Here is a 13,056-nt window from a genome sequence, read left to right on the forward strand (position 1 = left end):
TTAAAAAAGTGGTGCAAAAAAAAATCCCCTGATATGGGGACTTTCATTTTATTTTTCTCTGATATAAATATCGATTGGCACTCCTGAAAAGTCCCAATTTTCTCTGATCTTATTTTCAAGATATCTTTTATACGGTTCTTTAACGTATTGTGGCATGTTAGCAAAAAACACAAACTGAGGTGTTAATGTTGGCAACTGCATGCAATATTTAATTTTTACATATTTACCTTTTGTCGCCGGTGGCGGATAAGCTTCGATTACCTTCAACATAAACTCATTGAATTTAGAGGTCGGGATTCTTTGCTTTCTGTTTTCAAAAACCTGAACTGTAGCTTCTAATGCTTTCAATAAACGCTGTTTCGTTAAAGCCGAAACGAACAAAATTGGCACATCTGTAAAAGGCATTAATTCTTTTTTGATTTTCTCTTCGTAATCACGTGTAGACATGGTATCTTTTTCTACCAAATCCCATTTGTTTACCAGGATCACAACACCTTTACGGTTTTTCTCTGCAAGCCAGAAGATACTTTGATCCTGACCTTCGAATCCACGGGTTGCATCAATAACCAGAATACAAATATCTGCATGTTCAATTGCACGCACAGAACGCATTACTGAGTAAAACTCTAAATCTTCTTTTACTTTAGCTTTACGACGGATTCCCGCAGTATCAACCAGGTTAAATTCAAAACCAAAACGGTCAAATTTTGTATCAATTGCATCACGTGTAGTTCCAGCAATATCAGTTACCATAAAACGCTCTTTACCAATTAATGCATTGATAAAACTAGATTTACCAGCATTAGGACGTCCTACTACAGCAAAACGAGGTAAAACCACTTCTTCCTGAACTGGCTCCGGTTTTTCTGGAAAAGATTCGATTAAAGCATCTAATAAATCTCCAGTTCCACTTCCTGAGATACTTGCAAACGTAAAATAATCTCCTAAGCCAAGATTATAAAACTCCAAAGCATCTTTTTCGCGCATTGCGTTATCTACTTTATTAACAGCCAATAGAACTGGTTTTGTTACTTTACGCAATAAGCGCGCAACAACATCATCCATTGGTGTAATACCTTCTTCTACATCAACCACAAAAATAATAACATCTGCCTCATCGATAGCAAGCTCAACTTGTTTACGAATTTCACCTTCAAATACGTCATCAGATCCGCGAACATATCCGCCGGTATCAATTACAGAAAACTCTTTTCCGTTCCACTCGCTTTTACCGTAGTTTCTATCTCTGGTAACTCCAGAAACTGAATCTACAATAGCTTCTCTTCTTTGTATCAGCCTATTAAAAAGGGTTGATTTCCCTACATTAGGTCTTCCTACTATCGCAACAATGTTATTCATTTTTTTGAATTTTAGATTTTAGACTTTAGATTTTAGATTTTTAGTTCCCCAAAAACCTAATCACTTGGAATCCAAAATGCTTTATTTTAATTTTTTGCAAAGGTAGTTAAAAAAGTGACTAAGTCGCTAAGTTTCTCTGTACCTAAGTTTTTATATTTTTTAGGAGCTATTTCCTACTCCCGAACCCTTGGGACGTTTCAATAAAATTTAATTTATTATTCTTTTATCAACTAGCTAAATAGTCTTCTGTGTTCTATTTTATAAGTTTGCTTTTTAGTTCTGTATGCGTGAGGGATAGAAGTGGAAATCCTTTTGTGTAATGAAATGAAACAAAAGATTGCAACGAATAGCCAGACCCGGAGGGACACGCCCAAACTATATTACTGATTATAGCCAAAACGTTTCAACATATTGGCATTGCTTCTCCAGTTTTTATTCACTTTTACAACCAATTCAATATGAATTTGTTTTCCAAAGAATTTTTCCAGATCGGCACGAGCTTCTGTACCTACTTTTTTCAAAGCTGCACCTTTATGCCCAATGATAATTCCTTTTTGAGTTTCGCGTTCTACCATAATAATCGAACGAATTCTGATAATATTTTCATCTTCAAAGAATTCCTCCGTCACGATTTCGACCGCGTACGGAATCTCTTTACTATAGTTCAACAAGATTTTTTCACGAATGGTTTCGTTCACGAAAAAACGTTCCGGTTTGTCTGTTAATTGATCTTTTGGATAATATGCAGGAGATTCAGGCAACAATTCGATGATTCTGCCAAAAACTTCCGGTACATTAAAATTCTGTAAAGCCGAGATTGGGAAAATTTCAGCATTTGGTACTTTAGCAGTCCAGAATGCTACTTGTTCCTCTAATTGTTCCTGGTTTGAATTGTCGATTTTATTCAACAACAATAAAACCGGAATTTTAGCGTGGATAATTTTATTAAAGAAAGCTTCATCTTTTAAATCCTGCTCTCCTATTTCGACCATATAAACCAAGATATCAGCATCTTCAAAAGCCGATTTTACAAAGTTCATCATCGATTCCTGCATTTCATAGGCTGGTTTGATGATTCCGGGAGTATCCGATAATATAAGTTGAAAATCTTCGCCATTCACGATTCCAAGAATACGGTGACGAGTTGTTTGTGCTTTTGAAGTAATTATAGATAATCTTTCTCCAACAAAGGCGTTCATCAATGTTGATTTTCCAACGTTTGGATTCCCGATGATGTTTACAAAACCTGCTTTATGTGACATTTGCGTAATATTTATTTTGCAAAGGTAGTCATATCAACTCAATACAGAAAATAAAACATTTTTTAAAGTTTTCGTTGGATTTCTAGAAAATCGGCGTATCTTTGCACCCGAAACATCGCGGGATAGAGCAGTAGGCAGCTCGTCGGGCTCATAACCCGAAGGTCACAGGTTCGAGTCCTGTTCCCGCTACAGAGACAAAAGCTTCAGAGAAATCTGGAGCTTTTTTCGTTTATATTAATTCTATAAAATAATATAGATAATTATACTAATTTCGACTTCGAAGCCAAGAACCACTATTACAACTATTTACACAAACAATTGAAAAAACAGAAAAATTAAATTAAAAAAAAATACGTTTTTTGTTTGTGTATTGTAAAATTAATTGCATTTTTGCACCCGCTAAGAAAAACTGGCCCGTTCGTCTATCGGTTAGGACGCATGGTTTTCATCCATGTAAGAGCGGTTCGATTCCGCTACGGGCTACAAAAAGCTTCAGAGAAATCTGGAGCTTTTTTCATTTACAAAACTTTCTGCTTTTATCAGTTTCAGAATTTCAAATGCCAAAAAAAGTAAAACATCAGAGATATTTTCAGCCTATTTTTATGAGAAGATTCATAATAAGATAAAAAACATTGATTTAGTTTTGTATAAGAGCAATTCTAAACAATAAACATTATTGCTCATTCTTCATTAAATAATTCCAATTATCACTCTCTTTCAAGAGGTTACAATATTAAGTTCAACAACCCTTACTTAAAAGAATAGCTTAATAATTAAATAACATCTTTTCTTAATAACTGCGTTTATGTTAGTAAATGTTTTTATAAATTTGCAATCTCGTATTGAAAGACGTTGTTTGCAATTAAAAATTATGACTTTCACATAATTACGTTAAAATCTTTATTCAAAAATTATAGTATAACCATAACTAAATCCAATGTTTAAGAAAAACAAATCTCAAATTTTATTTTTTATTCTTTTAAGTTTATTTTTTTCGATCAATTCTTTTTCTCAAAAAAATCTTTATGCAGGAATTGAAATTGGAAGAAGAGCAATAAAAACTTCCATTCTGGAGATCAACAATATAAAGAAAGCCGACTATAAAATCCTTTACTTCTCGAATGAGAGAATTAGTCTTGCTGATCATATTGCCGCAAGTGGCGAAGTTCCTCAGGACGACATTAACAAAACCAGTAACGTTATTGTTGAACAATTGAAGAAAATCAGAGCGGAATTTAAAGTTCCTGAAGCAAATATATTTATCGTTGCTGCTCCTGTATTCTCATCTGCCCGCAATGTCGATGTTTTAATGAACAAAATTTCGACTCTAACCAATAAAGGTGTAGACATAATAAATGTTCAGGAAGAAGCTAAAATGTTAGTAAAAGGTGCAATACCTCCTGTTGACTATGCAAATGCTATTTTACTTGATATAGGCGCACAAACTTCTAAGGGCGGATACATTGATGAGCTTGAAGATAACAAACTAGAGTTTATACCTCTTGAACTTGATTTTGGTACCATGACAGTTACTGATGCAGTTAAAAAAACGGTTGTTAACCAAAGTCAGGTAAATGACATGTCGACTTATCAGGAAAAATCTTTTGATTTTAATATCGTTTTACGCAAGAAGATCAAACAAATGCTGGACGCAAATCCTCTTATCTTAAAAAAGGAAAAAATCTATTTATCAGGAGGGGCAGTTTGGGGATTTTCGACTCTATATTTTAATGAAAACGTTAAGGATCATTATATTTCTTTTACCTTAGAAGATGTTATCAATTACGATGCAGTCCTAAAAAACAACTTTGGTAAATACAATACACTTTCTAAAACAGATAAGGAAGTTGCCAGAGTTTTAAGCACATATGACCAGAAATACCTGATCTCAGCAAATAACATTTTGCTTAACTTACTGGAAAGCATTCCTAATGTAGAAACAAAGAAAATATACTTTGTTAAAGACGGGCAAGTAACTTGGCTTATGTCGCATATTGCGGATCGTTCTAAAAAAGTAAATACTAATTTTTAGATTCTACTTATAAATATCAAGACAAAGCTTCAGAGAAATCTGAAGCTTTTTTTATTTAAAAAATTCATTTCTGTATTAAAATGCAAAACTACTCAGCAACGTTCGCAGCATCTGAGTTAAAGACTTGATTAATATCGCCTAAAAGCTCAAATTCATCTACAGGAAACATCTCCAGAACCATTTCTAAAATTAGAGAAACGTTTATTGGATTCTTGTTTGTACTCGACATTATATGTCCGTCATTATCCAACGTTAAAACGCACATTTTAAGCATATTTGTAATCACACAGCCAACTTCATAATAACTCATCTTGATTTGAACCGTATAAACTTCTGATTTATTATTTCGCGCTTTTAATGTATTGAAATACGGAACTAATATTCTTCTAAATTTCTCTAACCTTTCAATTTCATTTGTGTCCATTATATATCGCTTTTATGATAATTCAAAGTTTGTGATATATTTATAAAAATCGGTTATCCTATATGATAACTCAAAAAATAAATTTTTCCAGATTAGAAAAAGGAAATGCGAATACAACTCTTTCCACTTTAGAAAAAGTATGCAATGCATTGGAAGTATATTATGTCGAATTATTTAAGTTTTAGAAATCTCTTTTACTGATTTTCTTTTATCTGTCAATTATTTTAAAAAATAGTAGTGAAAAAGTCGGGAGACTTTTATTAGATTTAAAATTCACAAGAACAAAAAAATTGCGCAAAGTCAGAGACATTTGCGCAGCTTTTTATAAGAAACACTTCGGGGAGCGGGGGCACCTTCTCATTATCATTATACCTCCATTATTAGCCAATGTACAAATTTATATAATTTTATTAAGCATCTTTTGCTCTATAATTTATTAGGAATTCTGCAATTTCGAGATCGCTCGCACTTGCCTTGGTAGTAACAAATTCTTCGACCATATCTTGTGCCATATTCAGTGGAAAGAGGTTTTCATAAGTTACCCCTTCAATTTCTACAATAAGTTTATTAGGTGTTTTTTCAGCATCAAAAAAAACAATATCCGAATCTAGGTCGACCTTCTCAATCATATACATATCGATAAGATCATATTCGATATCTGACAATTGTGTATTTGTAAACTTCTCAGATTCTTTTACACTTTTTAAATGTTTTACCAGTTCAATCAATTTCATATCTATATCTATTTATAATTTGTTCCATATTGACATTTTGTAAAAACACCTAATCTGAAACACTACCCAAAAAACACATAATTGATATTACTATTTTAAAATCGCTTTGCCCCTTATTTCCTTTGGAATACTTGAATAAATAGGTGTGTAGATAGTATTATAATATGATACTAAATCATCATGTTCCTTTAATTCATAATAATTCTCAATTTTTTCTCCACTTTGCCTAATAACTTCCATAGTTAAACGTGTCATAATTGAACCATATGCACGATAAACAAATTTCTCTAGATGTTTTACTTGTTCATAATCAGTAACTACCCTATTATTTACTTCGCCATTATGAATATAATACCAAATTTTAGCGTCTTTTTCATATAAAGTAAATACAGGCCCAAAATCTTTAAAATCAGGGATTAGTAATTCAAGTTTTTTAGGCTTAAGGAGTCCTACAATTTCCCATGTCTTATTTTTCAAAGCGGGATACGGATTAAGCACATAAACACCTCCTAATAATAATTCATTATTGTCAATATCATCAAAAACTATATCTTCAGTTTTAAAAACACGATTATAAACGTATATAAATTCATTATAACCTATACTCTCTTTAATTTCATTTAGATTAATAAATTTAGCTAATACATAACCTAAGTCATGTTCTAAAGAAATTTTTATTATTGAACCTGTTTCTATTTTATTTTTTTTCATATTTCTTATTTAGACCAACCTGGCAAATGAGTATTGAGATATTGCAATGCATTTTCCATGGTACCAGCATGTTTACCAGCTTGGTTAGTTTTTGATATACTATTTATTTGATTTGATAAATTTTCTAAACCATGATGGTTAATTAAATTTTGCTCTATCCCACGCGCCAAATTTCTGCCTGGTATGTTTTCAAGCAATGGTGTTACACCATATTTAATTATCTCATCAGCTGAATATCGGGCACTTAAATTTGAAGTTAACCCAATATAATGTGCGCCATCTTTAACGCCAGTATAAATCATATAAGTTTTACTGGCTAATTTATTTCCTTTTGCAATATTATAACAGAATATAATTACTGGCGCATTCGTATTGGTTTTTATTACAAGTCTTTAAAGTAAAGAAAAGAAATATGTTATTAAAATCTGTGACCTTTTATTCTAAATTAAAAAGAAAGAAAATTCAGGTAGGTAGATAAAAAACATTAATCAACACACATTCAAAACATTACAAAATACAATCTAAAATTGTGAATATCTATTTCAGGAATTCAGCCTTTATTTTCCTGTAAAATCTATCTTTGGCATCTTTAAAAAACAATAGAAGATGAGCGCAACTTGGTACGAATGCAAAGTAAAATATAGAAAGACTGATGAAACCGGAGGACAAAAAGTTTTAACCGAACCTTATTTGGTTGATGCTTTATCGTATACCGAAGCTGAAAAAAGAATAAATGAAGAAATGGCAGCTTATATAAGTGAGGAATTTAAAATCACGAACATAAAAGTGGCTAATTATGCTGAGATTCACCCTTTTGAAAATGCAGATCGTTGGTTTAAATCAAAAGTTTCTTTATTAGCTTATGATGAAGAAAGCGGTAAAGAAAGAAAAACGAATATGTATATGCTTGTGCAGGCAAATGATGTAAGAGAAGCTTATGACAATACGCTTCATGTAATGCAAAGCACAATGGGAGAATATTCGATTCCGGCTGTTTCTGAGTCTCCAATCATGGATGTTTTCCCGTATTTTAGCGGTGAAGAAGGTGAAACAGGACAATTAGAAAGATTCAATGCCCTGAAAGCTTCAAAACCTGTGGAAGTAGAAAAAATCGATCACATGGAATTTGAAAATGCGTTAGAGGAATAACTTTTTCTAAAACCATAAAAAAATAAAATTAGCTTCAGAGAAATCTGGGGCTTTTTGTTTTTATATCCTTTCATAACGCTTTACTTTGAACTTCAATTCAAAATAAATTATATATTAGCTCTGCCATTCACAACCTACAAACCAAATATTCATGACCAAAAAAACCATCATATTACTTGGGTTTATTATTTTAAAATTTGTTTTGCAATATCTATTAATCAGTGCTGACTATGATTTGCAGCGCGATGAATACTTACATCTCGATCAGGCGCATCATCTCGCCTGGGGATATTTATCAGTTCCGCCGGTAACTTCCTGGATTTCTTATATTATATTTTTACTTGGTAATACTGTTTTTTGGGTAAAGTTCTTTCCTGCCCTTTTTGGCGCTTTGACACTTTTTATTGTCTGGAAAACTATCGAAGTTTTAAAAGGCAATTTATACGCCTTGATTTTGGGAGCAACCTGTATTTTGTTTTCGTCGTTATTGCGAATCAATATGTTGTATCAGCCTAATTCATTAGATGTATTATGTTGGACAGGATTTTATTATGTCATTATTCAATACATTTCGACTCAAAAGCCTAAATGGTTTTTTATAGGAGCAATTGTATTTTCCTTTGGTTTCCTGAACAAATACAACATTCTTTTTCTACTTATTAGTCTTATGCCTGCTCTTTTACTTTCTGGCCAGAGAAAAATCTTAGTCGAGAAAAAACTTTATGTTGCGTTAATTCTGGGTTTACTTTTAATACTTCCTAATTTATTATGGCAATACAATAATCATTTTCCTATTGTACACCATATGAAGGAATTATCCCAAACTCAATTGGTAAATGTAGATCGTGCAGGATTTTTAAAGGAACAGATTTTGTTTTTTATTGGTTCTCTATTTGTTATCCTTGCAGCTTTATATGCTTTGTTGTTTTACAAACCTTTCGAAAAATACAAACTTTTTTTTGCATCTCTTATTTTTACACTTGTCGTTTTTATGTATTTCAAAGCCAAAGCGTATTATGCAATTGGTTTATATCCTATTTATATTGCATTTGGCGCCGCTTATCTTTCTCAAGTATTGCAAACAGGCTGGAAAAAGTATTTAAAACCCGTGTTTATTATTATTCCGCTATTATTTTTTATTCCGATGTACAATTTGGCTTTCCCCAATAAAAGCCCGGAATATATCATGAAAAATCCGGAGCAATATAAAAAACTGGGAATGCTTCGATGGGAAGACGGAAAAGATCATGATTTGCCTCAGGATTTTGCCGATATGCTAGGCTGGAAAGAACTTGCCCGAAAAACCGATTCGGTTTATGAATTAATCCCAAATAAAAAGGAAACCCTCGTACTTTGCGACAATTATGGACAAGCCGGAGCGATAAATTATTATTCTAAAAAAGGAATAAAAGCAGTTTCATTTAATGCCGATTATGTTAATTGGTTTAATCTTGATATTCAATACAAAAACCTCATCAGGATAAAAACCTATGAAGAAAATAATCCTGAATTTCAAGAAACCGGACCATTCTTTCAATCTTCTAAAATTGCAGGCGAAATAACCAATAAATATGCACGAGAATATAAAACTACCATTTATGTTTTTACCGATGCAAAAATCAATATTAATAAAAGAATTGAAGACGAAATTAAAGAAGAGAAAAATTATAATAAACAATAATTAAATAAAATCTAAGTTAGATTTCCAGTTCAACCAAAGCTTGCAATCTATTGAAACCTGAATCAATTAATAATGACAGACTTCACTAATATTAACTATTTAAAAAACGGAAATCAAAAACAGATTCAGGCATTTGATGTTTTAACTCAAAATAAAATCCTATTCAATCTATCTCAATTTGATCCAATCTTCGTAGGAACAATTCCGATAAATATTGATATCGAAAATAGTGATCTTGATATTATTTGCTACTGGAAAAATAAAACCTATTTTATCGAAAAGCTGAATTCCCTTTTTGGAAAAGAAAATGAATTCACAATCAGAGAAACTTTGATCGATGATAAAGAATCTATTATTGTAAACTTTAAAATCAATGGTTTTGAAATTGAAATCTTTGGACAAAATATCCCAACCAAAGACCAAAACGGATATAAACACATGCTTATTGAATATGAAATTCTACAATCTAAAGGAGATTTTTTTAGATTAGAAATCATCAAACTCAAACAAAACGGCTATAAAACCGAACCTGCTTTTGCTTTTTTATTGGGTTTAAAAGGAAATCCTTATCTGGAATTACTAGAATATAAAATATAAGTCTTAAATGCTACGTATTTAAACCTCTAAATTTTAGACATTTACCAGAAAAAAGCGTAATTTTAAAAATAATTCATAAATTTCTTTGCAAAACCGTATTTACTGCTTATCTTTGCACCCGAAACATCGCGGGATAGAGCAGTAGGCAGCTCGTCGGGCTCATAACCCGAAGGTCACAGGTTCGAGTCCTGTTCCCGCTACTAAGACAAAAGCTTCAGAGAAATCTGGAGCTTTTTTTTGCACTTATAACAAGGAGCTTTTCAGGAAGCGGAGAAATTACTTCTTCTTTCGATTTTCAAATTCTGAAATTAAATCATTTAAAAGAGCAACTTCTTCCTTATTAACAAGTTCTTCTTGCTGATATGGAACTATTACATCAATTACAAAATCATACTCATGTATGCTATTGATTTTTTTTCTTTTTAAAATTTTGGCCATTTTGTTCTCTCTTTTATATGGTAAATTTTGAGTCTTAATTTCCTTCCAAAACTCTTCCACAAATTTCCCATGACCTTCCTGAAAATAAGTAAAAACATCTTCTATAGCGTACTTTAAACTTTGCATATTAGCAAATCTTGGCTCAGGTTTTAAAGCATTTTCTTTGCATTCCCGTTTTAAATCTATAAAATGAGTAATTTGATTTTTATCTTTAGTGACATAATGTTCAACCCACTCTTCTGGAGGAAACTTTTGAATTACATCTATTGAAATATCAATGGCTCTAGCAAGGTTTTCTGATGCTATTTTATATTTTTCCGTCATAATCTATCAATATCTATTATGCCGTAAATTAAAAAAAATATTTATTTATCACTCAAGCTATTTTATAAAAATCTTCAAAAAACTGGTTAGATATTTCGATGCTTCGCGCTACTAAGACAAAGCTTCAAAGAAATCTGAAGCTTTTTTTGTTTATATCTATTTGTAAACATCCCTTTGCATTCACGAGCGGGACGCTCGCGCCAGCAGGTGTAAAAATCTTGAATACTTTTTTAAGACTTATAAAAAACCAAAAAAAAGCGCAAATATCTCTGTGATATTTGCGCTTTTTTTGTCAAACTTTGAAGAGCGAATTACCAAATTGTTATTCTGTCTTTCTTCGGCAAGAACATTTTATCTCCAGGTTGTACATTAAATGCTTCGTAAAATGGGGTTGTATTCATTAGAGGACCATTAACACGCCAGTTTGGTGGAGAATGCGGATTATTGTTAATCCATAAACGCAGGAACTCGTCTTTCATTTTTACTCTCCATATTTTGGCTATAGAAATAAAGAAGCGTTGATCCGGAGTAAAACCGTCGATTTTTGTGTTTCCTTTTCCTTGTTCGGTCATTTTAAAAGCATCGTAGGCAACTGCTATTCCGGCAATATCTGCCGTATTTTCACCAACTGTCATTGCGCCATTAATGTGCAGATTGTCTAAAACGGTATAGGTACTGTACAAATTGATAACCTGTTGTATTCTTGATTTAAACTGTGCATAATCCTCTTTTGTCCACCAGTTTTTCAGGTTACCATCTTTGTCATATTGAGCCCCCTGATCATCAAAAGTATGCGTTATTTCGTGACCTATAACCATACCTATACCTCCGTAATTAAGCGCATCATCTGCATTATTATCAAAATATGGAGGCTGTAGAATACCTGCAGGAAAAACAATTTCATTTGCGGTAGGATTATTATATGCCGTAACTGTTGGAGTTGTAGTATACCATTCTGATCTATCGACTGGTTTGTCTAATTTTGCCAATTGAAATTGATATGCAGCCGTAGAAGCCGAAACCATATTCTCAAAATACGTATTTCTGGCTATATTTACTTTACTATAGTCCCTCCATTTATCCGGATATCCTATTTTCTTGGTCATGGCAAACAATTTTTCTTTGGCCTTTTGTTTCGTTGCCGGACTCATCCATTCCAGTTTATCAATTCTTTTTCCGTACGCTTTTTGCAGGTTATTCACCAGAACTAACATGCGTTTTTTGGCATCTTCCGAAAAATATTTCTTTACATACAATTCACCCAACGCTTCGCCTAAGAAAGTATCAACCACATTAGCCATTTTTTCGCCACGTGATTTTTGAACAGCCTGACCAGAAAGCACTTTGGTATACTCAAATAAAGCATCGACAAAAGGTTTACTTAAATCATCTGCATATGTTTCTATAGAATTTGCTTTCAGGTAAATTTTCCAATTATTAATCGGGATGGTTTTTAAAAGCTTATTTAGTGCATCATAATAGGCAGGTTGGCCTACATTAATAGAATCGGTTTTAGCACCTATATTATTTAAAAAAGCAGTCCAGTTTATATTTGGATGTCTTTTTGCAAGATCTGTCACAGCCGTTTTATTATAATTTGCCTGCACATCCCTAAGTTCAACTTTTGTTTTATGTGCGGTGGCAAGTTGTTTGTCGATATCGTAAACCAAATTAGCATTTTTTTCAGCTTCCTGAGCATTGCTGCCGGTTTGTTGAAATAATGCAGTAAGGTATTTTTTGTACGCTTTCTGTATAGCAACAGTCGATGAATCTGATTTGAAATAGTAGTCCCTGTCAGGCAAACCAATACCTGCCTGATAGATTTGGGCGATGTTCATACTGCTGTGTTTATCATCAGGTGACACTCCAAAAGCTATAATAGAAAAATTGGAAACTTTTACTTGATTACCTACAAAGTTCATTAACGACGGTAAATCGGTAATGGCATCAATTTTGGCAAGCAGGGGTTTAATAGGTGTATAACCACGTTTGTCTATGGTTACAGTATCCATACCTGATGCATAAAAGTCTCCCACCTTTTGTGCTATAGTTCCTTCGGGATTCTTACTTTTCGAAATACTGTCTAATATTCCCTGCAGGCGCATTCGTTGTGGAAAATTCATAAACATATAAGCACCAACTCCGGCTTGAGATGGAGGTATGGATACAGAATCATACCATTTGCCATTTACATATTTAAAAAAATCATTACCAGGCCGCAACGTGGAATCTATTCCAGTGATAGCAATATTTTTTTTTCCTTCATGTTTTGAGCATGCTGTAAAAGCTAAGAATGCAATGAAGAGCATTAATGAATTTTTCATAATCCAGGCTATTTCTATTAA

The 13,056-nt window shown here is 32.5% G+C and carries 12 protein-coding genes and 3 tRNA genes; 7 read left to right on the top strand and 8 right to left on the bottom strand.

The window, feature by feature from the left end; genetic code table 11:
* Positions 1 to 48: 48 nt before the first annotated feature.
* Complete coding sequence (gene der, locus RC62_RS09065) at positions 49 to 1,359, bottom strand: ribosome biogenesis GTPase Der (protein ID WP_055094723.1); 1,311 nt, start codon at positions 1,357 to 1,359, stop codon at positions 49 to 51.
* A gap of 380 nt (positions 1,360 to 1,739) precedes the next feature.
* Positions 1,740 to 2,621 (bottom strand): GTPase Era, encoded by an 882-nt coding sequence (gene era / locus RC62_RS09070; protein ID WP_041517423.1) that lies wholly within the window; start codon positions 2,619 to 2,621, stop codon positions 1,740 to 1,742.
* Between the two features lie 116 nt (positions 2,622 to 2,737).
* Between era and RC62_RS09075 the strand changes: the two genes are divergently transcribed.
* The 3 genes from RC62_RS09075 (at position 2,738) to RC62_RS09085 (ending at position 4,653) form a co-directional block, all read left to right on the top strand.
* Positions 2,738 to 2,810, top strand: a tRNA-Met gene (locus tag RC62_RS09075).
* Positions 2,811 to 3,032: 222 nt separating this feature from the next.
* Positions 3,033 to 3,104 (top strand) — tRNA-Glu (locus RC62_RS09080).
* 454 nt (positions 3,105 to 3,558) lie between these two features.
* On the top strand, positions 3,559 to 4,653 hold the full coding sequence (locus RC62_RS09085; RefSeq protein WP_055094725.1) for an exopolyphosphatase: 1,095 nt from the start codon (positions 3,559 to 3,561) through the stop codon (positions 4,651 to 4,653).
* 88 nt (positions 4,654 to 4,741) lie between these two features.
* Here the strand turns inward: RC62_RS09085 and RC62_RS09090 are convergent, their stop codons facing one another.
* The 4 genes from RC62_RS09090 to RC62_RS09110 form a co-directional block, all read right to left on the bottom strand.
* Positions 4,742 to 5,077 (bottom strand): hypothetical protein, encoded by a 336-nt coding sequence (locus RC62_RS09090; protein WP_055094727.1) that lies wholly within the window; start codon positions 5,075 to 5,077, stop codon positions 4,742 to 4,744.
* A 410-nt stretch (positions 5,078 to 5,487) separates the two neighbouring features.
* On the bottom strand, positions 5,488 to 5,811 hold the full coding sequence (locus tag RC62_RS09100) for a hypothetical protein (RefSeq protein WP_055094729.1): 324 nt from the start codon (positions 5,809 to 5,811) through the stop codon (positions 5,488 to 5,490).
* A 90-nt stretch (positions 5,812 to 5,901) separates the two neighbouring features.
* On the bottom strand, positions 5,902 to 6,522 hold the full coding sequence (locus tag RC62_RS09105; RefSeq protein ID WP_055094731.1) for a hypothetical protein: 621 nt from the start codon (positions 6,520 to 6,522) through the stop codon (positions 5,902 to 5,904).
* A 5-nt stretch (positions 6,523 to 6,527) separates the two neighbouring features.
* On the bottom strand, positions 6,528 to 6,824 hold the full coding sequence (locus RC62_RS09110) for a hypothetical protein (RefSeq protein WP_055094733.1): 297 nt from the start codon (positions 6,822 to 6,824) through the stop codon (positions 6,528 to 6,530).
* A gap of 304 nt (positions 6,825 to 7,128) precedes the next feature.
* On the opposite strand from RC62_RS09110, the gene RC62_RS09115 reads away from it, so the two are divergent.
* The 4 genes from RC62_RS09115 to RC62_RS09130 all read left to right on the top strand — a co-directional run bounded on the left by RC62_RS09115 (position 7,129) and on the right by RC62_RS09130 (position 10,149).
* Positions 7,129 to 7,671, top strand: coding sequence for a DUF4494 domain-containing protein (locus RC62_RS09115; RefSeq protein WP_055094735.1), 543 nt, complete (start codon positions 7,129 to 7,131; stop codon positions 7,669 to 7,671).
* Positions 7,672 to 7,822: 151 nt separating this feature from the next.
* Complete coding sequence (locus RC62_RS09120; protein ID WP_055094737.1) at positions 7,823 to 9,352, top strand: ArnT family glycosyltransferase; 1,530 nt, start codon at positions 7,823 to 7,825, stop codon at positions 9,350 to 9,352.
* A 72-nt stretch (positions 9,353 to 9,424) separates the two neighbouring features.
* The gene (locus RC62_RS09125; protein WP_055094739.1) at positions 9,425 to 9,949 is read left to right on the top strand and encodes a DUF4269 domain-containing protein; all 525 of its coding nucleotides are present in this window, start codon (positions 9,425 to 9,427) and stop codon (positions 9,947 to 9,949) included.
* Between the two features lie 127 nt (positions 9,950 to 10,076).
* Positions 10,077 to 10,149, top strand: a tRNA-Met gene (locus RC62_RS09130).
* Between the two features lie 76 nt (positions 10,150 to 10,225).
* Here RC62_RS09130 and RC62_RS09135 read toward each other — a convergent pair.
* Entirely contained in the window at positions 10,226 to 10,711 is a 486-nt protein-coding gene (locus RC62_RS09135; RefSeq protein WP_055094741.1) for a hypothetical protein, read from the bottom strand.
* A gap of 311 nt (positions 10,712 to 11,022) precedes the next feature.
* The gene (locus tag RC62_RS09140) at positions 11,023 to 13,035 is read right to left on the bottom strand and encodes a M13 family metallopeptidase (RefSeq protein WP_055094743.1); all 2,013 of its coding nucleotides are present in this window, start codon (positions 13,033 to 13,035) and stop codon (positions 11,023 to 11,025) included.
* Positions 13,036 to 13,056: the final 21 nt, after the last annotated feature.

It is taken from the genome of Flavobacterium aquidurense (assembly GCF_001404985.1).
Lineage (GTDB): Bacteria > Bacteroidota > Bacteroidia > Flavobacteriales > Flavobacteriaceae > Flavobacterium > Flavobacterium aquidurense_B.

Bases quoted from the DNA above. Each gene is read 5' to 3' on its own strand.
- der (WP_055094723.1), bottom strand. From the start codon at position 1,359: ATGAATAACATTGTTGCGATAGTAGGAAGACCTAATGTAGGGAAATCA.
- era (WP_041517423.1), bottom strand. From the start codon at position 2,621: ATGTCACATAAAGCAGGTTTTGTAAACATCATCGGGAATCCAAACGTT.
- RC62_RS09085 (WP_055094725.1), top strand. From the start codon at position 3,559: ATGTTTAAGAAAAACAAATCTCAAATTTTATTTTTTATTCTTTTAAGT.
- RC62_RS09090 (WP_055094727.1), bottom strand. From the start codon at position 5,077: ATGGACACAAATGAAATTGAAAGGTTAGAGAAATTTAGAAGAATATTA.
- RC62_RS09100 (WP_055094729.1), bottom strand. From the start codon at position 5,811: ATGAAATTGATTGAACTGGTAAAACATTTAAAAAGTGTAAAAGAATCT.
- RC62_RS09105 (WP_055094731.1), bottom strand. From the start codon at position 6,522: ATGAAAAAAAATAAAATAGAAACAGGTTCAATAATAAAAATTTCTTTA.
- RC62_RS09110 (WP_055094733.1), bottom strand. From the start codon at position 6,824: ATGATTTATACTGGCGTTAAAGATGGCGCACATTATATTGGGTTAACT.
- RC62_RS09115 (WP_055094735.1), top strand. From the start codon at position 7,129: ATGAGCGCAACTTGGTACGAATGCAAAGTAAAATATAGAAAGACTGAT.
- RC62_RS09120 (WP_055094737.1), top strand. From the start codon at position 7,823: ATGACCAAAAAAACCATCATATTACTTGGGTTTATTATTTTAAAATTT.
- RC62_RS09125 (WP_055094739.1), top strand. From the start codon at position 9,425: ATGACAGACTTCACTAATATTAACTATTTAAAAAACGGAAATCAAAAA.
- RC62_RS09135 (WP_055094741.1), bottom strand. From the start codon at position 10,711: ATGACGGAAAAATATAAAATAGCATCAGAAAACCTTGCTAGAGCCATT.
- RC62_RS09140 (WP_055094743.1), bottom strand. From the start codon at position 13,035: ATGAAAAATTCATTAATGCTCTTCATTGCATTCTTAGCTTTTACAGCA.